The organism is Wolbachia pipientis (genome assembly GCF_030373985.1).
Classification (GTDB): Bacteria; Pseudomonadota; Alphaproteobacteria; order Rickettsiales; family Anaplasmataceae; genus Wolbachia; species Wolbachia pipientis_D.
In genome coordinates, this window is the sequence record NZ_JAUCRB010000003.1 from 1 (window position 1) to 20,601 (window position 20,601).

Annotated in this window: 24 protein-coding genes and 2 tRNA genes; 18 read left to right on the top strand and 8 right to left on the bottom strand. The window is 34.9% G+C overall.

Annotated features, from left to right (window positions below; genetic code table 11):
• Nucleotides 1–385 precede the first annotated feature (385 nt).
• The 5 genes from QUS22_RS03075 (at nucleotide 386) to plsY (ending at nucleotide 5,391) form a co-directional block, all read left to right on the top strand.
• The gene (locus QUS22_RS03075) at nucleotides 386–1,078 is read left to right on the top strand and encodes a phosphatidylserine decarboxylase (protein ID WP_289513534.1); all 693 of its coding nucleotides are present in this window, start codon (nucleotides 386–388) and stop codon (nucleotides 1,076–1,078) included.
• A complete protein-coding gene (locus tag QUS22_RS03080) occupies nucleotides 1,075–1,845 on the top strand; it encodes a CDP-alcohol phosphatidyltransferase family protein (protein ID WP_289513535.1) in 771 nt (256 codons plus the stop codon). Before QUS22_RS03075 ends, QUS22_RS03080 begins: the two co-directional genes overlap by 4 nt.
• Nucleotides 1,846–1,876: 31 nt before the next feature.
• Nucleotides 1,877–3,217, top strand: coding sequence for an alanine/glycine:cation symporter family protein (locus QUS22_RS03085; protein WP_289513721.1), 1,341 nt, complete (start codon nucleotides 1,877–1,879; stop codon nucleotides 3,215–3,217).
• 2 nt (nucleotides 3,218–3,219) lie between these two features.
• Nucleotides 3,220–4,686 (top strand): alanine/glycine:cation symporter family protein, encoded by a 1,467-nt coding sequence (locus QUS22_RS03090; protein WP_289513536.1) that lies wholly within the window; start codon nucleotides 3,220–3,222, stop codon nucleotides 4,684–4,686.
• Between the two features lie 129 nt (nucleotides 4,687–4,815).
• Nucleotides 4,816–5,391, top strand: a complete 576-nt coding sequence (gene plsY / locus QUS22_RS03095; protein WP_289513537.1) for a glycerol-3-phosphate 1-O-acyltransferase PlsY — start codon at nucleotides 4,816–4,818, stop codon at nucleotides 5,389–5,391.
• A 129-nt stretch (nucleotides 5,392–5,520) separates the two neighbouring features.
• On the opposite strand, the gene QUS22_RS03100 is transcribed toward plsY, so the two are convergent.
• The 4 genes from QUS22_RS03100 to QUS22_RS03115 all read right to left on the bottom strand — a co-directional run bounded on the left by QUS22_RS03100 (nucleotide 5,521) and on the right by QUS22_RS03115 (nucleotide 7,696).
• The gene (locus tag QUS22_RS03100) at nucleotides 5,521–5,832 is read right to left on the bottom strand and encodes a hypothetical protein (RefSeq protein ID WP_289513538.1); all 312 of its coding nucleotides are present in this window, start codon (nucleotides 5,830–5,832) and stop codon (nucleotides 5,521–5,523) included.
• Between the two features lie 48 nt (nucleotides 5,833–5,880).
• The gene (locus QUS22_RS03105) at nucleotides 5,881–6,147 is read right to left on the bottom strand and encodes a hypothetical protein (RefSeq protein ID WP_289513539.1); all 267 of its coding nucleotides are present in this window, start codon (nucleotides 6,145–6,147) and stop codon (nucleotides 5,881–5,883) included.
• Between the two features lie 555 nt (nucleotides 6,148–6,702).
• Nucleotides 6,703–7,599: a cation diffusion facilitator family transporter gene (locus tag QUS22_RS03110; RefSeq protein WP_289513540.1), complete on the bottom strand. Its 897-nt coding sequence runs from the start codon at nucleotides 7,597–7,599 to the stop codon at nucleotides 6,703–6,705.
• A 24-nt stretch (nucleotides 7,600–7,623) separates the two neighbouring features.
• Nucleotides 7,624–7,696: transfer RNA gene (locus tag QUS22_RS03115), tRNA-Val, on the bottom strand.
• Nucleotides 7,697–8,358: 662 nt separating this feature from the next.
• Here QUS22_RS03115 and QUS22_RS03120 point away from each other — a divergent pair.
• The 3 genes from QUS22_RS03120 to QUS22_RS03130 all read left to right on the top strand — a co-directional run bounded on the left by QUS22_RS03120 (nucleotide 8,359) and on the right by QUS22_RS03130 (nucleotide 10,863).
• Entirely contained in the window at nucleotides 8,359–9,261 is a 903-nt protein-coding gene (locus QUS22_RS03120; RefSeq protein ID WP_289513541.1) for a hypothetical protein, read from the top strand.
• Between the two features lie 268 nt (nucleotides 9,262–9,529).
• Entirely contained in the window at nucleotides 9,530–10,288 is a 759-nt protein-coding gene (locus QUS22_RS03125; protein ID WP_289513542.1) for a hypothetical protein, read from the top strand.
• 35 nt (nucleotides 10,289–10,323) lie between these two features.
• Nucleotides 10,324–10,863 carry a hypothetical protein gene (locus QUS22_RS03130; protein WP_289513543.1) on the top strand — a complete coding sequence of 180 codons (540 nt, stop codon included), beginning with the start codon at nucleotides 10,324–10,326 and terminating at the stop codon, nucleotides 10,861–10,863.
• 105 nt (nucleotides 10,864–10,968) lie between these two features.
• Here the strand turns inward: QUS22_RS03130 and QUS22_RS03135 are convergent, their stop codons facing one another.
• A complete protein-coding gene (locus QUS22_RS03135; RefSeq protein ID WP_289513544.1) occupies nucleotides 10,969–11,865 on the bottom strand; it encodes an aspartate carbamoyltransferase catalytic subunit in 897 nt (298 codons plus the stop codon).
• A gap of 346 nt (nucleotides 11,866–12,211) precedes the next feature.
• Here QUS22_RS03135 and QUS22_RS03140 point away from each other — a divergent pair, with 346 nt between their 5' ends.
• Together QUS22_RS03140 and QUS22_RS03145 are read left to right on the top strand one after the other, a co-directional pair.
• Nucleotides 12,212–12,475, top strand: a complete 264-nt coding sequence (locus QUS22_RS03140) for a hypothetical protein (protein WP_289513545.1) — start codon at nucleotides 12,212–12,214, stop codon at nucleotides 12,473–12,475.
• Between the two features lie 67 nt (nucleotides 12,476–12,542).
• Nucleotides 12,543–12,716: a hypothetical protein gene (locus QUS22_RS03145; protein ID WP_289513546.1), complete on the top strand. Its 174-nt coding sequence runs from the start codon at nucleotides 12,543–12,545 to the stop codon at nucleotides 12,714–12,716.
• Nucleotides 12,717–12,814: 98 nt separating this feature from the next.
• Here the strand turns inward: QUS22_RS03145 and QUS22_RS03150 are convergent, their stop codons facing one another.
• Complete coding sequence (locus tag QUS22_RS03150) at nucleotides 12,815–13,963, bottom strand: SurA N-terminal domain-containing protein (protein ID WP_289513547.1); 1,149 nt, start codon at nucleotides 13,961–13,963, stop codon at nucleotides 12,815–12,817.
• 225 nt (nucleotides 13,964–14,188) lie between these two features.
• On the opposite strand from QUS22_RS03150, the gene mnmE reads away from it, so the two are divergent.
• Both mnmE and QUS22_RS03160 read left to right on the top strand, forming a co-directional pair.
• Nucleotides 14,189–15,517 (top strand): tRNA uridine-5-carboxymethylaminomethyl(34) synthesis GTPase MnmE, encoded by a 1,329-nt coding sequence (gene mnmE / locus QUS22_RS03155; RefSeq protein ID WP_289513548.1) that lies wholly within the window; start codon nucleotides 14,189–14,191, stop codon nucleotides 15,515–15,517.
• A gap of 47 nt (nucleotides 15,518–15,564) precedes the next feature.
• A tRNA-Ser gene (locus tag QUS22_RS03160) sits at nucleotides 15,565–15,651 on the top strand.
• Nucleotides 15,652–15,955: 304 nt separating this feature from the next.
• Here the strand turns inward: QUS22_RS03160 and QUS22_RS03165 are convergent.
• Together QUS22_RS03165 and QUS22_RS03170 are read right to left on the bottom strand one after the other, a co-directional pair.
• Nucleotides 15,956–16,258, bottom strand: a complete 303-nt coding sequence (locus QUS22_RS03165) for a DUF4143 domain-containing protein (protein WP_289513722.1) — start codon at nucleotides 16,256–16,258, stop codon at nucleotides 15,956–15,958.
• A 117-nt stretch (nucleotides 16,259–16,375) separates the two neighbouring features.
• Entirely contained in the window at nucleotides 16,376–16,660 is a 285-nt protein-coding gene (locus QUS22_RS03170; protein WP_289513549.1) for an AAA family ATPase, read from the bottom strand.
• Between the two features lie 279 nt (nucleotides 16,661–16,939).
• Between QUS22_RS03170 and QUS22_RS03175 the strand changes: the two genes are divergently transcribed.
• The 6 genes from QUS22_RS03175 to QUS22_RS03200 all read left to right on the top strand — a co-directional run bounded on the left by QUS22_RS03175 (nucleotide 16,940) and on the right by QUS22_RS03200 (nucleotide 20,570).
• Complete coding sequence (locus tag QUS22_RS03175; RefSeq protein ID WP_289513550.1) at nucleotides 16,940–17,077, top strand: hypothetical protein; 138 nt, start codon at nucleotides 16,940–16,942, stop codon at nucleotides 17,075–17,077.
• 549 nt (nucleotides 17,078–17,626) lie between these two features.
• Nucleotides 17,627–18,079 carry an Hsp20/alpha crystallin family protein gene (locus QUS22_RS03180; RefSeq protein ID WP_289513551.1) on the top strand — a complete coding sequence of 151 codons (453 nt, stop codon included), beginning with the start codon at nucleotides 17,627–17,629 and terminating at the stop codon, nucleotides 18,077–18,079.
• Between the two features lie 384 nt (nucleotides 18,080–18,463).
• On the top strand, nucleotides 18,464–19,069 hold the full coding sequence (locus QUS22_RS03185; RefSeq protein WP_289513552.1) for a hypothetical protein: 606 nt from the start codon (nucleotides 18,464–18,466) through the stop codon (nucleotides 19,067–19,069).
• A 296-nt stretch (nucleotides 19,070–19,365) separates the two neighbouring features.
• Complete coding sequence (locus tag QUS22_RS03190; RefSeq protein WP_289513553.1) at nucleotides 19,366–19,764, top strand: hypothetical protein; 399 nt, start codon at nucleotides 19,366–19,368, stop codon at nucleotides 19,762–19,764.
• A 275-nt stretch (nucleotides 19,765–20,039) separates the two neighbouring features.
• Nucleotides 20,040–20,219 (top strand): hypothetical protein, encoded by a 180-nt coding sequence (locus QUS22_RS03195; protein ID WP_289513554.1) that lies wholly within the window; start codon nucleotides 20,040–20,042, stop codon nucleotides 20,217–20,219.
• Nucleotides 20,220–20,222: 3 nt separating this feature from the next.
• Nucleotides 20,223–20,570 carry a TomO hydrophobic C-terminal domain-containing protein gene (locus QUS22_RS03200; protein WP_289513555.1) on the top strand — a complete coding sequence of 116 codons (348 nt, stop codon included), beginning with the start codon at nucleotides 20,223–20,225 and terminating at the stop codon, nucleotides 20,568–20,570.
• The last annotated feature ends 31 nt before the right edge of the window (nucleotides 20,571–20,601 follow it).

A 20,601-nucleotide genomic window follows, 5' to 3' on the forward strand; every position in this document is an offset into this window, starting at 1 on the left:
AAGGGCGATTATATAGCTGCAACAAGGTAGATAAGCCCAAACGCCATCATGTCTTTAAGAGAGTTTGCTAAGGAGGCCCTTAAGTTGACGCCGTTGGCTGAACGGATACGTTATTTTGGCTAAAATAACAGAGTATGTCTCTCCATCATGCAACAGCAATTACAGTATATTCCCTCTACTTCATGCCGCCACGGTATCTTAGCGTAGATTCTGTTGACGCATAGCAGAATGGCAATTTATCAGATCGTTTAGCGATAATATAACGGCTTGTAATGCCATCTTGTATCGAAAAGATCTTATTGAAGCAGTACACATGTTAAAAAAAACTTTTCATGAGGAGTGATAGGTGATAAGTTATTAATAATAGATTATTGTTAGTAAGATTATGAGTTTTAATTTACCTAATATAAACAAAGAAGGTTATCTATTTATAATAGTTTCTTTCATAGTAACATGTATAGCATTCTCTATATCTTGGGGGTTTGGTGTTACGTGCTTGTTTCCAACGCTATTATGCACTTATTTCTTTCGTGATCCAGCAAGGGTTGTGCCAGGCAATAAGTATCTTATACTGAGCCCTGCTGATGGTGTGATTTCAAAAATTGAAGAAGTGAGTTACCCTTTATCAGCAGAAAACGAAGAAGAGAAGAAGTTCACACTTGTTAGCATATTCCTAAGTGTTTTGAGTGTGCATGTGAATCGTGTACCGATATCTGGTACAGTAAAGGAAATGCACTATAAAAAAGGCAAATTTGTGTCTGCAATGAGCGATCGGTCTAGCAATCAAAATGAAAAGCAAGTTATTGTGGTTGAATATGAAAAGGGAAAGGAGATTGTTGTAGAGCAAATTGCTGGATTAATTGCACGTCGTATCGTTTGTAATTTAAGAGTATCTCAGAATGTAAAAGCAGGTGAAAGGTTTGGAATTATAAGGTTTGGCAGTAGGGTAAATATTTACGTTCCTGCTGATATAGAAATAAGAGTTTCAGAAGGGCAAACTGTTGTTGGTGGTGAGACAATTATAGCAAATTTGAATAAGGAAAATGCTCAAGAAAAGCTTATTTTTGATGTTATATGAACAATAATGGCAGTAACAGTAGGTCTCTACCTGTTGCTAAATTATTCCCAAATTTTATAACTTTATTGGGTTTATGTGCTGGCCTCACTTCACTTAAATTTACATTTAATGAACAGTGGGAATTTGCGGTGAGTTTTATTATTATTGCGGCAATTATAGATGGAATGGATGGAAGAATAGCCAGGATTCTAAAGTCAACTAGCGATTTTGGAGCGCAGCTTGATTCTTTTGCTGATTTTCTGAATTTTGGTGCAGCACCTGCATTTCTTTTATATTTTTGGAAATTAAAGGAGATTAAAGTTGTAGGGTGGATATTGGTAATGATATATGTAATCTGCATCTCGATAAGGCTTGCGAGATTTAATGTATCGTTGAGTGTAGAACAACTTGACTGGGAAAAATTTTTCTTTTCTGGAGTTCCAGCGCCAATATGTGCTTTGCTTTCTTTATTACCAATAATTGCTACTTTTCATTCTCAAGAAAGTGAGTACTTACTTTTTATGGAACAATTTTTTAACGTAAGAAATACAGCTTGTTACTTTTTGGCTATTTCATTTTTTTCGGTCAGTCATATTCCGACTTTCTCTGCAAAGCACGTTTATATTCCTAGGAGCCTATCCTATATATTTGTGTCACTCTTTGGAGTATTTATCGTATTCTTCGTCAGTAAGCCTTGGATTACTTTACCAGTTTTAAGTGTAGTGTATGTGTTCACTATTCCGATAAGCATCGGTCTTTACACATATTACACGTATAAAACTCGTTAGCTATAAATCGTAATAAAAAGTAGTGAGCAGCATAATTGTGAAAATAAGTGAACTGTTAAATTCATTTCTATACATAAAAATATTTAACATTCCGTTTATAATCATTTGGGTAATTGCAACTGGGGTTTTTTGTACTGTCCAATTCAAATTTTCTAACTTTAGATTATTCAAGCATGGAATACAAACGCTATTCAAGCTAAAATGTAATCACAACGACGGTATAATCACTCATATTCAGGCGTTTGCAACAGTAATTTCAGGGACGGTTGGTCTTGGAACAATATCAGGAGTTGCAATTGCTGTAACAATAGGGGGCCCAGGTGCAATTTTTTGGATGATAATTACCGGAATACTTGGTATGTCGATAAAATTTGCTGAGGTGGTGCTTGCATTCAATTATCGCTCTGAAAACACAACTGGTGGGGCTTTTTATTACATGAAGCACGGGCTTGCAAAGATTGGATTTATAAAAACTGGCAAATCCCTTGCATTCATTTATGCAATTATGTTGCTTGTTGCAATGATTTTGGGTGGCATACCATTTCAGGCGAATCAAATTGCAGCGTTGTCAAACAACCTCTTTGAATATGACGCATCTGTTATTATATTGCTACTTGTTTTGGTTGTAATACTAGGAGGAATAAAACGAATTGCTTTTGTTTCAACAGGTTTAGCGCCAATCATGATAATGTTGTATATAGGCATGTGTGTGTATTTAATCTGTATAAATGGAAGTAATCTGTTGAATGCTTTATCTATGATATTCCAGGATATCTTTAACAAATCAGCTATAGGAGGTGGAGTATTGAGTGGGTTAATAGCCGGAGTAAGAAGATCGGTGTTTGCTAATGAAGCAGGTACTGGAACAGCAGCTATAGCACACTCAGCTGTAAAAGAAAAAGATCCAATTAAAGTTGGGAGTGTTGCAATGATCGTGCCACTTGTAGACACGATATTAGTCTCATTTTTGACTGGTGTTGTGATAATTATTACTGGTATGTACAGTACTGATAGCGTGGGTGATATTACATTGGTTAGCTCAGCGTTTTCAACGACTTTGCCTTTGTTTAGTAAGCTGGTTCTTCCGCTAATAATGTTTTCCTTTGCATTTTCCACAATAATAGCTTATTGTTACTACTGTGAAGTTGCCTTGTTATACTTGTTTGGTAACAAAAAAGTATTAATATTGTTCCAAATTCTTATAGTGGTTTCAGTGTATATCAGTAGTATGTCAAAAAATATAGAACTTATATCTTGCCTAGGTGACAGTTTGTTTATGTGCCTTATGATTCCAAATGCTATTGCGATGTATCTACTGAGAAAGGAAGTTTTGAACACAATGGATTCTTATTGTAATTCTAAGAGGTATTAAACATGATTTATAGATTGCTGTGTGTAGTATTATTTTGCCTATTGTTTAATGATGCGTACGCTACTTCAGGTTTTTACGCAAGCTATGATGCTCTGTTGAAGGGAATAAATAACTTTATGAATGAAGTATTGTTTTTCAAAATTTTCTACGTGCCATTTATAATTCTTCTAGTGGCTTTTGGTTATATATTTCTAACGTTGCGTTTTAAATTTCTTAACATAAGGATGTTTAAACATGCGTTCGCCATTTTATGTGGAAAATATGACACAGATCATCACGATGGCCACATTACACATTTTCAGGCATTTATAACTGCGCTTTCAAGTACGGTAGGCCTTGGAACTGTTGCTGGTGTTGCAATTGCAGTTTCAATGGGAGGGCCAGGAGCGGTGCCTTGGATGATGATTACAGGCTTTTTTGGTATGTCAGCAAAGTTTGCTGAAGTGACTTTAGCATTCAGGCACAGAACAGAGGGTCAAGAGCAGTTATTTAGTGGTCCATTTCAATACATAAGGAATGGACTAGAAGAATTTGGATTTAAGAAACTTGGTATTGTGTTGGCTGCAGTATATGCAGTATTTCTTGTGTTATCAGGTCTTGGTGGTAGTGTAGCATTTCAAACCAACCAAATGGTTTCAATATTGTCTGGTTATTCGAATTGGGTAGATGGTCATCCTTGGTTTCTCTCTTCCATAATTTCTGTGCTGCTTGCTCTAGTAATTATCGGTGGAATTAGAAGGATAGCCAGAGTGTCTTCTGCACTAGTGCCTGTTATGTCACTCATATATGTTTTGAGTTGTATTACGATCATTGTATTTAATGTTCACAACTTTGGCAATGCATTTAAAATATTATTTTCCAATATGATAAACTTTAATGCCGTTGGTGGAGGATTAGTAGGAACGTTTGTTGCCGGAATTCAAAGGGCGATTTTTGCCAGTGAAGCAGGTGTTGGCTCTGCTTCAATTACTCACGCGGTAGCTAAAGATGAGGAACCAGTTAGAACTGGATTAGTTGCGATGATAGAACCATGCTTTGATACAATGTTAATTTGTTGTTTAACAGGAATAACAATAGTAATAACAGGTGCGTACCAGACCGGTGTTGGCGAGGGAATATTGATCACCCACAAAGCATTTGAAACAGTTTCTTCTTGGTTTCCTATACTTTTAACTGTAGCTGCGCCTTTGTTTGCGTTTTCTTCGGTAATAGCATTTGTATATTGTTGTGAAATGGGGTGGCTATATTTATTTGGCGCGAAAAGTGTTGTAGTATATCGCTTAGCAGTAGTAGTAGTTGCATTTTTTTCAGGTTTATCTAAAGATATAGTGGCTATTGCTAATATCGGCGGAACTTTATTCTCTTGTTTAGCCCTCGTCAATATGACAGCGCTTATACTGTTCAGCGGCCAAATTAATGATGAAGTTCAGTGTTACCTAAAAAGGCTGAGAGGTAACAAGATTAATTAGATTTTTTAGTGTACAGCTATATAAATAAATGTAAACTACTGTCATCCCAGTGACACGCAGTGGAGTCTATGTCTGTTTTTTCTGGATTTCAGCGCTACGCACTGGAATGGTGATGAAAGTGAGGATATAATGGGGAAATATATAGTTTTTATATTATTCTACATATTAGGTTCAATACCATTTAGTTTAATTATTACAAGGATAAAAGGAGTAAATTTAAGAGAAGTAGGTTCAGGAAATATTGGTGCTACAAATGTCGCAAGAACAGGAAATAAACTTCTTGCTGCCCTGGCTTTATTGTTGGATTCATTTAAAGGGCTTATTGCAGTTTATATAGCACAACAATTTTTCTATAGTGATGGTTTTTACATATTTGCATCTGCAATTTTAGCAGTTCTAGGGCATATGTTTCCTGTTTGGCTGAAATTCAACGGAGGAAAGGGAGTTGCAACAACTTTAGGAGTTTTAATAGTACTTAATATTCATGTGGCATTAATGTTTATGTTTGTTTGGCTAGCAGTGTTTTTTACCTTTAGATATTCTTCTCTTGCTTCTTTAGCTTCTATTACAGTGGTTGTTGTATCATCTTTTTTTCTTCAAAAAGACTTATTTTCTACACTATTGATTGTGGCAATATTAATTTTTTTCAAGCACTACAAAAATATTGCAAATCTTCTGCAAGGCAAGGAACATAAGTTTTTATAAGCTATGTACTGGCCCTGCTTTTTCTATACTATTAACATTTAGGCTAGATCCTACTTTATCCCTGTCAGTTAATTTATCAGGGTTAATGTATTCAAGATTCTCTATTGTATCTATTACATTCTGTTCACTTCAATTCAAGCTAAATAATCTTCTCATTAAAGGTATCTTGACCTCTTGAATAAAATGAGTAATTATTCGGTTACTGTTGTCATCTGACTTGTCCCAAGCATTGATGATTTCTTGATAATTCTTCTTTTTTTTCAGCTCTTTCTTGATAAACTTTACATGCCTCATCTTCTGCATACGAATTCTATCTTCCATAAGGTATTCTACTCTAATACCAAGGTGTATTCCTTCTAATGACTTTATCGCAGCACTGACAATACCGTTAAAGCAAGTTTCAGGAATAAACCTCCCTTGAGCGTAATCTATGGCATACATTAAAGATCTTGTTAATTCTTGCCTTTTTATTGCAACTGATTCACTATCTCAACTATTACAGGCCTTTAGAACCAAACATAAAATTTGCCTCCCTGTAAGCCCGGAAACATTAACTTGTTTATCATCATTACACCATTCATTAAGAAAGTTAATCAATTCTTTTTTATTATTATTCCTAAACTCTTTTTCTCCTTCTATATACTTGATAGACTCAACTAATTCATCATTATGTATAACGCCCTTAGGTTCTGGTATCTTTTTACCATATTTACCTTTGAGTGTATTAATACTGTCAATAATACTATCATTTGCCATATGAGACATAATATGTTCTTTCGCAGTATTCATTACATTCTTTGAACCAATTAAATTCTCCTATAAACCATTAGAAAGTAATTTTAATGAAACTTAAGTAAGGCTATAGGGTTAAGCTTTGCTGGCCTTGTTTCAGGCTGCAATAGGATTATTCCAACTGCTAGTGGCATCGATGCTAATAGTCAAGCTAATATTAAAGGCTTAGAGAAAAAATAATAAATTGTTAGTCTCGCAATACATGGAACTAAGATTAACTTGATTATGTTACTTTGTCCAAATATTTTCCAATATCCTTTTTTACTTATTTTCTCACACCTTTTATTTTTTTATATCCAAGAAATGTTTTAATTTCAACATCATATAGAATAGATACTAAATTAACTATTATTGAAGTAGTAATGGTTGCTACAGTTAATGCATAATAAAAAGAGGAGTAAAAGAGCGGTTTTAACTTTACTGGAATCGTTACAAGGAATTTGTATTTGAGAGAAACCTATCATAGCTAACCTTCTAATATTATTTTGTATCCTAGTAATAATAAATAGTTTATAAACGTCAATGTTTAAGTACCTTATCATCCGCGCACTGATCGTATTCAATCTCAATCGTGGAATGCGCAATTTCGAACCTATTTAGTAGTATTTTTTTTATCTCATACAAAATGTCAGTGTGTTGTGCATCTTGCTTTACCTTGGCATGCATGGTAATTATAAAATAATTATCAGATAGTGACCATGTATGTATATGGTGTACATCTATAACTTCAGGTAGCTCAGATACAATCTCGTTTTTTATCTCCTCAGCAGAGATACCTTTGGGTGTACCTTCAAGGAGTATATGGCAAGAATTCTTTAGAATTTTATAGCCACTGTTTAGAATTATTACGCTAACAAATACTGACAAAATAGGATCTACTATTAGCCATCCGGTAAGCATGATAATTATGGATGCGAGTATAGCGGCTATAGAGCCTAAAATATCTCCTATAACGTGCAGTACGGCACTTTTTATGTTTATATTGCTTTCACATTTACTGTGTAATATAAAAAAAACTACGACATTAGCAATCAGCCCAAGTGTGGCGATCATTAACATTATTTTCCACTCGACATTAACTGGAAAAATGAACCTTTTTACTGACTCAATTATGATGATTATCGCGATGAGGAATAGAGTTAACCCATTAACAAATGCTGCAATTATCTGCAATCTGTGATATCCGTATGATCTTTGCAGATCAGATTTCTTGGCTGAAAATTTGTGTGCTACCCAACTTAAAACTAAGACAAAAAGGTCAGTAAGCATATGCCCTGCATCTGATAACAGAGCAAGCGAGTATGAAATTATTCCACCTCCTATCTCCATAAACATTGTTATTGCGACTATTATTATGGAATAGATTAAGCGCTTGGACTCTGCCGCTGAATATTTACCGTTGTGCACTGCTGTCATATAAAACCTTTTTATGGGCAAAAATGGGTAACACTGGGCTCGAACCAGTGGCCTCTTGCACGTCAAGCAAGTGCTCTACCAACTGAGCTAGCTACCCATTGTGGCTTTAGTATAGTGCTTCAGCAGAATGAAAGTCAATTTGCTTTTAAATTATTAGACTTCTTGGATAACCATATAACAAACTTTTGGCAGTGCGTTGAGGTTATCCAATAGAAGCGAAAGAACCGCTTGACAAATTCTACCAGCCCCCTTAATAATGAAGCTAATTATTTAGCTTCTCTGTACAGATTAAATGACAAAAAAACTTAGTGTATCTGGCCTGTCGTGTTTAATTTTTTGTATTATGTCCACCTCATGTTTTTATGTATTGTTGTCTACATTATCAGCTAGTACTGTAAATCGCGTTTATTAAGCGTATAAAAACATTAAAAAACGCCAACATTCTAAGATAGGTAATGAGTAACTAGCTAACGAGGTTTCTTTTGCCTTTTTTCTGCTTAGTAAATTTCTTAATATTTATGGCTAAAGTGATTTAAAAGCGCGCAACTTTACAAAAGACGCCAAAAATAATTGCCTTTTAGTTTAGATTTGCAGGAATTCTTGTTCTTCTATCCAATATAGCTCCTAGCTGTATAGAGTTTTAGCTATGCCCTGTGTTTTACATATCAAGTTAACAACTTATACTTCTTTGCTAAGATATAAATTATATCAGTGTGAGAATTTACATTTCTTTCAGAAAGATCGCGTTAAGATTGAAACATGTGTTTAAAAATTAAATATGAAATGGAAGACAAAGTGTCTAATTATATATCAAAACAAAATAGTGGAGCTAGAGTCATAAGAGACGAATTACGAGCAACAGGTAGAGCTAAAGCAAGTGACGGTCAACCTGTTGAAGATGTAAAGATCACAAATGACCATGCTTTTTACAAACTGATTTGCAAAAAGCGAGCTCACGGTGATTTTTCAGTGGGGCAGTTTTATTCACTATACTACGACATCTCTGAAAAGATGATAAAAAAACCTTTTACTATTAAGGAAATGAACGAATTTTGTGAGAAAGATGGTATTCCTTCGTTTACGGTAGATGAGTTACTTACTCTTGTACCAAAAGACGAAACAAAATGTTATGTAAATTACGAAACAAATTCAGTGAGAAACCATGATCATGGATGTATAGCTGGTAAAATTAACATTGAAGCTTCATATACAAAGGCAGATTCGGTCGATCGTCAGAGTTACCAAAATTGTATTGTGGATTCCGATGTATATTATAAGTTCATACATGACAAAGTTAATGTAGGAACTTTAAGAAGCTGGGTTTTTGAAAGTCTTGACGTATCGCAATCAAGTGAAAAGAGTATGAGAGAATATTTGAAGGACAATCCAAGTGTTTACGATCAAGAACTTAAGGACTGGTTAAGAGCTAATCCAGAGGGAAATTTTAAGAAATGGCTTAGCGACCCGTTAAATAAAGGATATACAGATGTGGAATATAATGTGTTATATGAGAAAATCTCTGAAGAACTTGTGCATACTAGTATGAGCATCGACCAAATTAAGGAGATATATAGTAAATATGGTATAACACTTCCAGCAGAAAGTGAATTCGAAGGGCTGAAAAAAGTACAGGAAGAAACAAAATCCAGCAAAATATTATGAACAAAAGACAGGTTTAACGTTCCAAGGTAGAATAAATCTAAAAGTTACTGAGGATAGTGCTGATGATGAGTTTAATCTAAACATTGATTTATTTCAGAACAAAAGCTTTAAATGTTTCACTGATCAAAACAATGATGGTGTTATCAATAATGAAGGTGCCCTAAAATCATTAGAGGACACTGTAAAAACATTCAATGAAGTCTTTGGAATAAAAAAGGATAACAATCCACTTCTGGTACATGGGAGTGTTGTTAACTTTAGGCTGTTCTTGTTTGAAAATAAGAAAAGTTATGAAGATTTTTTAAGTAGTGAATATTCTGGTAAGATACCAGGTAGTGGTGCAGCAGAATCTTCTGACAATAACTATATCAGTAATATGTATTCTCATGATGAAAACGCTAGGAATAATGGCGATTTTACCAATGATGGAAAAGTCGATCATAATGATTATAATTATGTTATCAAACATGAGCTTGTCCATGCGTTAACGTTCTATTTAAATTCTAAGTTGGATCTTGGCAAAGTTTTAATGGAAGGCTTAGCAGAGTACGTAACGTACTTAACAGAAGGAGAAAAACCTGCTGATTTTGCAAAACTTGTTGGCGAGGAATGCAAGGGACCTCCTTTAGAGGAAATAATCAAAGGAACCATCGATCCTTATAAAACAGGGGCAGCAATTATTACATATATCGAAGAAACTTATCCAAATTTTATTGATAATTTGCTTTATGCAGCAACAGAGGATAGGAAAACTCTGAATGGTCGTTTTTATTTCAAGGAGATGATGAAAAAGATCTACCAAAGCGAAACAAATAAAGTCAAAAAAGGAGAAGGGTTTTCTAATCGGGTAAAAACTCACTCAACTGTGGAAGATAGCACTATTGAGTCTAGCAATACTCAATCTGAGCAACAAACAGTAGGTAACGGAGAAGACAAAGTACAGTCTGACAGTTTAAAAGGACAAGTGAGTGAAGATAGAGCTGCTACTGGCTCATTCCATGGTCTGGAAGCACCTAAAAACCAGTAATAAGTGAACAAAATGAAGAGCAGAAGCAGGTAGTATTGAAAGACACAATCTTGAAAATAGAAAAGAGCTGTGATCGAGGTTTAGAAGGAAAGCACAAGGCAAATGTAAACATAGATTATGATGACATAAAAGTCTTGTATGATAGAGCGGAAGGAGCAGAAAAGCAATCTGTGTTGAAGTTTTGGCACAAACTGCATTCATCAGGATATAAGGTTGGTACTTTACCAGAAGGCAAATATTATTTTGAAAAGGGCAAATTTGTAGTTCATGATGGTGATACAAAGAAGCTTATAGTGTTACCTGAAGATAAGGTATCCATTAAGATAATGAAGGTTGGTGATAATTATAGTTTGGCTATATCTAATAATAATGGCAGAGTAATAAGCAGCATTAATAAAATAGATAATACGAATTACGAATTGCTGTCAGATTCAAATCACTTCAACTTAGAAACGTTAGATAACGTTGAATTATTAGATCAACACCATGAATATAATCTTTATCTAGAGAATGGTTTGGTAAAAATGTTTGATTGCGCGAGCGACCACATCTATCACGATCATAACTTGATCTAGCAAACACATAAGGAGTTTCTGTTTTAATGCAGCAGCTCTCATGTGTGTGAGGTTGCTATACTAAACTAAGTATAAGGTGTTGCAAAATTACACACTTTTTTGATATTAGCAAGAAATACAATAATGTAGCACTGCTTTGCGTATTGCCAATCCAAATTTTACCTGCTGTAAAATAACACAATCTGCTACATTGCTGTCAATCTCAATCCCTCTATTTATTGGCCCTGGATGCATAACAATTGCATTTGGTTTTGCGTATGATAACTTTTGTGAGTCAAGCCCATATAAATGAAAATATTCTCTCTCTGAAGGAGCAAAACAACTATTATTCATGCGCTCTTTCTGTAACCTGAGGAGCATAATTACATCGGCATCTTTTATGCCTTCAACTAGTGAATAATGTATTAAATCTACCTCAGGAAAATGTCTACAAATCAGAGTTGGTGGTGCAACCAAACATATTTTTGCTCCAAACATCTTTAGTAATCTTATATTTGATCTTGCAACCCTGCTGTGCAAAATATCTCCACATATCGCAATTTTAAGGTTCTTTATTTGTTTTTTATGACTGGTGATTACAAAATAATCGGCAAGGGCTTGGGTTGGGTGTTCACTGCTCCCATCACCTGCATTAATTAGTGAACAGTTAATATGCTGGCTCAGCATATTAACAATACCACTATTTTTTTGCCTGATTATTATATAGTCAGGATTCATTGCATTTAACGTTCTTATCATATCTTTTAAACCTTCTCCCTTGTTAATAGAAGAAGATTTTATTGGCAGGGTTACAACATTTGCTCCAAGGCTTTTTGCTGCTATTTCAAAAGATGCAAGCGTACGCGTTGAGTCTTCAAAGAATAAATTTATTACTGTCTTGTTTTCTAAGATATGACCATTTGCGGTTTCATTTTTCAGGTATTGACTAGCTAACTTAATTATATTTTCTACATCGTTAATTGTGAGGTCCGAAATGCTTAGCAGCCTCTTTCCATTGCCCATAGTTTTTTTTATTAATGCACAACTGCCATTCAACTTATTCTACTTTCTTATTACCTTTTTTCAATAAACCTGTTGCACAACAATTATTTTGGCTAAACTTATGTAGACATTGTAATAAAATAAAAACGGGTATTGATTGATAATTAGTATTCTGGCTTTATTAAGGTTAATATATAATAGTAAGTAAGGTTGAAAATGGTTGCAAAAACTGAAGAAAAAGATGAGAAAGCTGGTTTAGGAAGTAAAATACTGGATTATGTACCATAGAGGACAGTGTTAACAGTTGCTGCCTTTGCCCTTCCAGTTGTTGGTCTTGTTGCTGGTACAGCTGTTGGAGCTTTGGCATATGGTAGTTATAGGAAGAATAATAACAGCTGAAAATGAAGAAAGCAGCAAAGAAAGTGCTAAATCAGGTCGTTTAGAGAACCTCTTATCTGAAACTAGCACTATTGCGATGAGAATCGGTGTTATTGCAATTGGCTTTTTGCTTGGAGGCCCAATAAGTGGTGTAATTGCTATAGATCTTATGGTTGTTGATGATGTATTAGGTAGTAAGCTTATTCAAGGAGCGGAAAAAGTACTAGATGCAGGTTACGATATGCTAAATTAGGCAAAAGGTAAAACACTAGATGCAGGGAAATGGGCAGTAGATAAGATGAAAGGCTCTGAGAAAGGATTTGAAAAGGAAGGCAAACAAATTACTTGAAAACCCTGCCTACTCTCCTGAGACAGAGCTGAAGGGTGATGAAAAGAAAGTTGGTAGTGCAGAACAGGCAGTTAAGGGTGGTAAAGCCGAGCCTGAGTTGAGAAGAAGGAAAGGAAACTCAGCAAGCCAAGAGCGAGCACTATAAAAGATGACTTGCATTAATATAAGCCTTGTGTCCAGTGCTGCCAAACTGCGGGAATGTTCAATATGACCTTACCCTAGTTTCCAGACAACCTATACACCTTAGCTATATTGATAACTGACAGCTACATTTTTACGCATCTCGTCCAATAGCAAGTTACTTTGCAACATAATCTTTTGTTGGTATATCTGCTGTTTAATTGCTTCTGTATCTGCTGCGTTGCTTTTTATATCACATAACATCATTAACCTTGCCGTGCTATTTTCTCTGAATTCTACTATTTCGTTTACACCTGTTTTGATAAATAAGGCCTGTAAATCAGGATTTAAATCCCGCATTTTTACTTCAAATTCTTTTGCATTTGACAGCTTAAAATTGTCTGCCAATTTATCAAAATTTAAACAGTTGACATTTTGCTTCTTGAGGTTATCTAATAAACTTTCTGAGCTTTTGACCAAAATCTGCTTGAATTTTAAAATACTTTCCAGTAATGCATGATCAAGTTGTACTTTATCTATTACTTTTATAATAGAGTAGCCTTTGCTAAGACTTACTGGGCCTGCTATGTCGTTAGTTTCTAGTCCTTCTAAAACGTTCTTGAGGGTGCCTTTTAGTTGATTTAAATTAACTGTTGCTTTGTGCGCCTTTATTGGAGGTCCTGGGATGAAGTTGTTGTTACTATTGCGTAATTTTTCTACTAAATCTTTAGCTGTACTATAAACACTTTCGTCTTTCTGGCTGGGGATTATAAATTCTTGAAACGTGATAAGATAATCCGGTCTTTCCATTTGCCCTTTTACATCGTTTACTTCCTTGTCACTTATATTGATGGATGGCACAACTCTTGCTTCAATAATTTTGCCCCACAATAGCTGGCATTTTATTTGTTTTTTTAGAAGATTAAGATCTATATTGTGCTTCTCTATGTATTGATCAATTTCATCATCCTTAAGTTTAAAGCTTTGGGTTAAAGATGACAGGACGGCATTATTTAACTCTTCATCACTCAATTTTATATTCAATTTTTGTGCTTCATTGATGATGATAATGTCGTCTATTAGCTGTCTAAGAATTTGAAGCTTTAGTTCCTTGCCACTTTGGGTGCCAAACAACGAATTTATCAAGTTAATGCGTTTTTCAATATCTAAATTTGAAATTGGTTCACCATTTACATCTGCAACGATTTCAATCTTGACTGCAAGCAACTTAATTGGCAATATTATCAATAATAAAATTAGTATTTTACGCATAAGCAAGATTATTTAGTTAATAATCAATTCTATAATAAATATTGAACTGATACTAGTAATAGGTAACCTTCAAAGATTTTTTTGTAGGATGGGTATTTTGTGTTTGCTAACATGACGATATTATATTAATAAAAATTAATAAAATAAATAAAAATTTGAGTACTTTTAAATTAGATATTTTGATCTCTTAAGTGTAATCTTGCTAAGAAATAAACTAGTTTATATATGATAAACACAGATGAAACTATTTTTGCTTTATCAACTGTATTTGGGAAATCAGGAGTTGCAGTAATCAGAATTTCAGGTAATCAAGCACTTAAAGCTTTAAATCATTTTCATGTTAAAAAAGACATTAAACCGAGGTCTACTACTTTAGTTGATCTATATGATGATTCAGGTCAATTGATAGATAATGGAATAATCATTTATTTTCCTGCTCCAAACAGCTTCACTGGTGAAGATGTTATAGAGTTGCAAGTGCATGGAAGTAAGGCGGTTATAAAAATCCTCTTGGAGGAATTATCAAAAATCTTTGTTATGGCTAAGCCTGGGGAATTCTCGCTTAGGGCTTTTCTAAATGGTAAATTTGACTTAACGCGGATAGAGGGGATTGCAGATTTGATTAACGCTGAGACAAAAATGCAAGCTAGACAAGCGATTAAGCAGATGTCGGGAGAGTTGGAGAAGCTGTACAGCAATTGGAGGCAGAGATTAATAACAGTGCAGTCCAAAATCGAGGCTTATATAGACTTTCCAGAGGACGTTGCGACAGAAGGAAATGAGTTGGAAAAAATCAATAGTGAGGTGCAGGCTCTTATGCAATCAATACAAGGGCATTTGAATGATAATAGGCGGGGTGAAAGGTTGCGTGATGGTTTACATATTGTAATAATTGGTGAAACAAATGTTGGTAAATCAACGCTATTTAACTTTTTAGCCAAACGTGATATCGCTATTGTTTCTGAATATGCGGGTACAACAAGGGACATACTTGAGGCTCATATTGACATTGGCGGATACCCGATCATTCTTTCTGATACTGCTGGAATTCGTGAAGGTTCAGGTCCAATAGAATCAGAAGGTATAAGTCGAGCAAGAAAAAGGTCTTGTGAGGCTGATCTAAGAATAGAATTATTTCCCTTTGAACAGCGTTCTACTATCGATAGTAGAATTGTAAGTAGTGATACTATTTACGTGCTAAGCAAAGCTGACGATGTTGTAAATGATCACAATATAAAAATTAATGGCATAGATTTTTTGCCTGTTTCTGTCTTGAAAGGGACAGGCACAGAAAGGCTAATCTCTGTGATTAAAGAAAAAGTAGAGGAAAAGTTTGGCTACGATGGAGACGCTCCTGTAATTACTCGACAAAGACATAGGAATTGTATGCAGAGAGCTATAGAACATTTAAGACATTTTAATATAGACAATCCAATTGAGTTAATATCCGAAGACTTAAGGCTTGCTGCGTCTGAACTTGGTGCGGTGACAGGAGTTATTAATGTTGAAGAAATATTGGCTAATATATTTAGCAGCTTTTGCGTGGGCAAGTAAGATTTTTATAGATTGCTTGAAGTCAAATGTTGTGGTAGAAAAGGGGTGGACGGATGGCCGAGCGGTTTAAGGCACCAGTCTTGAAAACTGACGTACGCGAGAGCGTACCATGGGTTCGAATCCCATTCCGTCCGTATGCTATGCTAATATAACCTAACCCGCCATACTGGCTAGCTTTTAACCTGTTTAGGTATGTGTGCTTAATTTTGTTGCAATAACTTAAAGACCTTCGCGGAATATCTGATCTATTTCATTTATTGGCACATGTTTAACTTTTGCATGTGAACCATTCTGTTGACATGTATAGATTAAATGCCCCCTTAGCTGTTTGGGAAAATTCACAGAAATATTGTACATTTTTGATAAAATCACTCTGAAACGTGGAACCAATCTTAATTTCAATAGCATGAGTGTTACCGCCCCACTCTGCTAGTAAATCTACCTAATGTTCCGTTCAATTAAGCCAAGATATAGATTAGGGGGTAATCCCTGATTGAGACGCCTCTTGAAGATCTCCAAGACGATCAAGTTTTCAAACAGAGCTCCTTTAGGATAGTGTGTTTCTAATTGAATCTCCTTTTCAAGGCCAAGGAGTATACAAGCAAGACCAGTGTCATGAAAGTATAACATTGGGATCTTGATTAGACGCTTGTTGAAACTTTGATGAAATAGCTGAAGAAAAAATATTAGGTAACTGGCTTCCAAAATATTCAGCCACTGCCGTACGGTTGTATGAGAAATGCCACAGTCTTGAGCAAGAGATGATAGGTTAAGAGTCTGAACTACTCAACCTGCACACAATTTAAGGAAGGCTTAGAATCTACCAATATTTTCAATATTTTTAAGTTGTCGAGCATCTCACTCAATGTAGGTTTGAATATAGCTGGGATAGAAGTATAATGGATGTATGTTAAGACTATGTACTCCAGGGTATCCTCCCTTAAAAATAGCTGAATTAATATTTATAGGCATGCCAAGTTCAGATAAACTCAGAGGTAAAGGTGTTATCATACCTATGCGCCCTGCAAGAGGTTGGGAAGTATGATGACTAAGAGCAAAGTTTTGAGATCCTCTTAGTACATATCGACCTTTTACAGGAGACTCATCAACTATTTCTTGAAGATATGATAATAACTTAGGCACATGCTGTACTTCATCAAAAATGGCACCCTGCTGATAGTTAGCTAGAAACGCTCTAGGATCATTTTGTGCCTGAAACGGGTATCAATATTTTTTAAAGACACATACGGCAAGTGCCTAAACAACGTTTTTGCAATGGTTGTTTTACCAGATTGCCTTGGTTCTGTAATACCTACAATAGGATAAAGCTTGGAAAATTTTCTAAGGCTGGAGTTATAGAGCGTAAGTACATAAATTGAATTTTGTAGTTTCGATATGCGAGTGTACTATGAAAGGTTAAAAATGGCAACACTTGCACAACTGCACGAACATTATGATTTTGAAAACAGCGAAACAGAACTAAAATTACTTGACAAGCGTTATCAGCCCCCTTATTATGACACTGGGGGTACTCAGTTATCTTCAATCTGTGCAGGTTAAATGATGAAAGTATAACGTAGTTAGCGTCTTATACTTAATTTTTTGCATTATATGCGCCTCATGTCTTTATGTCTTTATAAATTTTACCTAGACTTCTCAGGTTTTTCCTTATGTAAGCTGAAACGTGCTTATAAAGCGTTTAAGGCAGTATAGAACGCCAATTTAAAGAATTAGAGAGTGAAAATTAGCTACCCAGGGTTTCTTTTGCCTTGTTTACTGTTTGGTAAATTTCTTAATGCATGTAGCTTAGGTTAGTTGCAGTTTAAGAGTTTAAGAAAGGTATTATCACAGTGCCCAGAAACTAGGATATAGCTGATTTCGGCCTCGTGTCTGATATAGGTTCCAGCGTCGCGCACTGGGGTGACATCATAGGAGCACTGGGATAACATCCTCCTGTTAGGCTCAAATCACAATGTTCGTACAGTTGTGGAATACCACTGTGGTATGACATGAGGAAATCTTACTTAAGATTCAGAAATTAGAGTATTGCCTTGAGATTAGTGAGTTAAATGATTATATACAGTTTATATTAATAGAAGGAGGACTGACATGGGTGATATTATTCGTTCAAACAAAAGCGGCAATCGTGAGGATTTCAGCTTGAGAGGGTTACAAAAAGCTGTTGACGACATGTTCAATAATTTTTTTACGGGTTGGGGTCCAGAGTTTGCTAGAAGAGATAATATACTGCCAGCTTGCGACTTCTACGAAGCTGATGAAAATTACTTTCTGTCTATGGAGTTACCAGGTATTTCTAAAGAGGATGTGGATATTAGTATGTCTGGTGATAATTTAATAGTGAAAGGTGAAAAAAAGTACGATAATGATTCGAAAGAGAAACAATACTACTATAGAGAAAGGTATTATGGTTCTTTTTACAGGTCAATCCAATTTCCACCTAACACAGATGTAGATAAAATATCTGCCAAATTTTCAGATGGGGTATTGCATGTAAGCATACCTAAATCTGAAAAACATACTAAAAAAATTGATATAAAGTAGTTAAAGAGATAGCAGGCTTCTAGTTTAAGCCTGCTATAGTGAAATTGATTTTTGTAGGTTGTTATGCTTACAATTTTGTATCCTCTCTGAGGAGAATTTAGTATACCATAAAACTCCTATGTTAGCCTGTTTTGCTCAATTTAGGTATACAGCACCTTTTTGCAGTTTTGAGAAAAGTGAAAGGTGAAAGTTGAATTTTTTGTAATGCTACGGAGCCCAGTATTTTGTACAAATTTTCACGTAATTTGTTAACGAAATCGGCAATTACTGCAATGCCGGCTAAAGTGTTTATACAACAGTGTTGAGTGAGGAAAAATGTATTTTAATCAACATGTTAAAGATAATGTTCCTTCAGTTAAGTAATCTACTATAAATATAAGTGGATTGGTCGGTTTTTTAAGACACGATAGGCACATTACAAAATTTAGCTTGTATGGATGTAATATTGACGATAAAGATACAAAAGAATTCACTAGGCTTACAAGCATTTCCTCGCTTGACTTACATGGAACCAAAATCAGTATTGAGGCTGTAGAAGCTTTAGCTAAACTTACAAATCTTACCTCGCTTGATTTACACTCAAATAAAATCAGTGACAAAGGCATAGAAGCTTTAGCTAAATCTTATTATCTAAAGTTTAAAGCTTACAATAGGGATTGTGAGTACTGTGGAGATAAGTCTGATATTTACAGATTTCTAATAAAATTTTACTCTCAAAATAAATCTGTTGATAATTTAAGTCCAGACAGTATAAAAAAGGCAGTTTTTAATACTGCGCGGTTGGACTCTCGAGGAGAGACAATTGAATATGTGCTGGAAAGATCTGACAAATGCCTTTGCTTAATTAACTCAAAAGACGAGCAAGTACATACGTTATTTCACTTCTACAGTTACAACCCTAGAGTGCAACAGCTTTTGCTTGATCGTGGCTTGATTCCTGAGAAAGAGCTAGAAAGAGACATGTTACAGAATACTTCACAAGACAGGTAAATCTGTACACGCAAGGCCAGCAGTTGAGCAAACAAACTTTATCACTAAAAAACTAGCAGAATCTATAAGATCTAGTAAGAATGAGTTGGATCAGCAGTAACTTCTTATGTAAACAATATACCTAAACTACTTGAACAATATCAAAACAATCAGGTAAAAATGAGGTTACTTAGTCTTACAGAGAATGAAAAAAGAAGTGTAACGGAGGAACACTAAACGGTGGTTCTGTACCAAGCAATAAGGCGTTTATTAAAGTTGTCACTGACGCAGCTAAGCAAGAGTTAGAAGAGAAGTATTTGAGAAGAAATCAAGATGGTCAGCATAATGAGAGATTGCCTACAGAGAGATTACAATATGGTTACACAAGTGGTAGTGGAATGTTTATTACTATACCAGAGTCTGTAGGTTATATAAAACTGCTTATTGATAATTTTTCTATTCCACTGAACGAAAAGAGAGAGTTGCTTGTTACTCTTATAGAACAAAATCCAGAGTTGGTAAGAGGAAAATTGTCTATAATGAGAAAGGAGCTTGGAAATAGCGGAATCTTCGATAGAGTACAACTTAGTAAAACAGAACTACATGTATTATTAAGTGGTATAGATGATGATGGAAAAGTAGATAAGTTGTTTAAAGAAATCAGTAATTTAGATACAGAAAGGATCTGGAGGGAGCAAAAAAATTTGTTCTCCTAAAACAAATATATATAGCAGCGACAACGTATGGTGAAAATAACAATCTTGTATTCCAGGCACATGGAGCCAGATCATTAATAGTATAACTGAAGTTAGTGTAGAAATTATGGAACAGTATGATCGCTACTTAGAAGAAGAACAAAGGCGAGAAGTACAAAAAGATGTTATTACATTAAAGAGAACATTACACCATTTATAGAAAATTTAACTAAGAAATTAATTCAACATATTAGAAATAGTCTAAAGTTCAGAGAAGATTTGGTAGACAATTTTGTGTGGGTGTGCCACCGGATTTAGATAGACCTGAAAAGACTACATTTGAGCAGCAAAGGGTCTTTGTAAAGATCAATCAAGAGTTTAGAGCAAATATCAAGAATTTATTGCCCAATTACTGTAGAAGTATACCAAAAGAAGACGAGTATGAAATTATCATTGAAGGATTACTTAAAATTTAGATAATGAAAGATTTTGCTCCAGAGGAAGATGACCAACCACAAATACTTATACAGTCTAATATAAAAGGTTTAAATCAATCAGTAAAGCAATCTCAAAGTGTTTATGGCAAAATAGGGTATTGGGTTGGTATGGTTATTGGAATAGCCGGAGTTGCTTTAGGAATAACTATTGCAGTTCACCTAGAGATGTTAGCGGTGGGGATAGCGATAGGAGCTTGTTGTCTGGTTGTTACTGCTGCACTCATATATTGTTGTATGAGCCTTCAAAGTCGCTTGCAATTAGCAATATCCAAGAGTTTTCTGGAGAACTACATCCATAACCAGGTTCGTAAAATTCACAAGACCCATTAAAATATTTTTTTACTTTTCACCGTATATTTCT

Bases quoted from the DNA above. Each gene is read 5' to 3' on its own strand.
- QUS22_RS03175 (WP_289513550.1), top strand. From the start codon at position 16,940: ATGGCAACACTTGCACAACTGCACGAACATTATGATTTTGAAAACAGC.
- QUS22_RS03180 (WP_289513551.1), top strand. From the start codon at position 17,627: ATGGGTGATATTATTCGTTCAAACAAAAGCGGCAATCGTGAGGATTTC.
- QUS22_RS03135 (WP_289513544.1), bottom strand. From the start codon at position 11,865: ATGGGCAATGGAAAGAGGCTGCTAAGCATTTCGGACCTCACAATTAAC.
- QUS22_RS03080 (WP_289513535.1), top strand. From the start codon at position 1,075: ATGAACAATAATGGCAGTAACAGTAGGTCTCTACCTGTTGCTAAATTA.
- QUS22_RS03105 (WP_289513539.1), bottom strand. From the start codon at position 6,147: ATGGCAAATGATAGTATTATTGACAGTATTAATACACTCAAAGGTAAA.
- QUS22_RS03100 (WP_289513538.1), bottom strand. From the start codon at position 5,832: ATGTATGCCATAGATTACGCTCAAGGGAGGTTTATTCCTGAAACTTGC.
- mnmE (WP_289513548.1), top strand. From the start codon at position 14,189: ATGATAAACACAGATGAAACTATTTTTGCTTTATCAACTGTATTTGGG.
- QUS22_RS03120 (WP_289513541.1), top strand. From the start codon at position 8,359: ATGTGTTTAAAAATTAAATATGAAATGGAAGACAAAGTGTCTAATTAT.
- QUS22_RS03075 (WP_289513534.1), top strand. From the start codon at position 386: ATGAGTTTTAATTTACCTAATATAAACAAAGAAGGTTATCTATTTATA.
- QUS22_RS03200 (WP_289513555.1), top strand. From the start codon at position 20,223: ATGAAAGATTTTGCTCCAGAGGAAGATGACCAACCACAAATACTTATA.
- QUS22_RS03150 (WP_289513547.1), bottom strand. From the start codon at position 13,963: ATGCGTAAAATACTAATTTTATTATTGATAATATTGCCAATTAAGTTG.
- QUS22_RS03110 (WP_289513540.1), bottom strand. From the start codon at position 7,599: ATGACAGCAGTGCACAACGGTAAATATTCAGCGGCAGAGTCCAAGCGC.
- QUS22_RS03090 (WP_289513536.1), top strand. From the start codon at position 3,220: ATGATTTATAGATTGCTGTGTGTAGTATTATTTTGCCTATTGTTTAAT.
- QUS22_RS03140 (WP_289513545.1), top strand. From the start codon at position 12,212: ATGGTAGTTATAGGAAGAATAATAACAGCTGAAAATGAAGAAAGCAGC.
- plsY (WP_289513537.1), top strand. From the start codon at position 4,816: ATGGGGAAATATATAGTTTTTATATTATTCTACATATTAGGTTCAATA.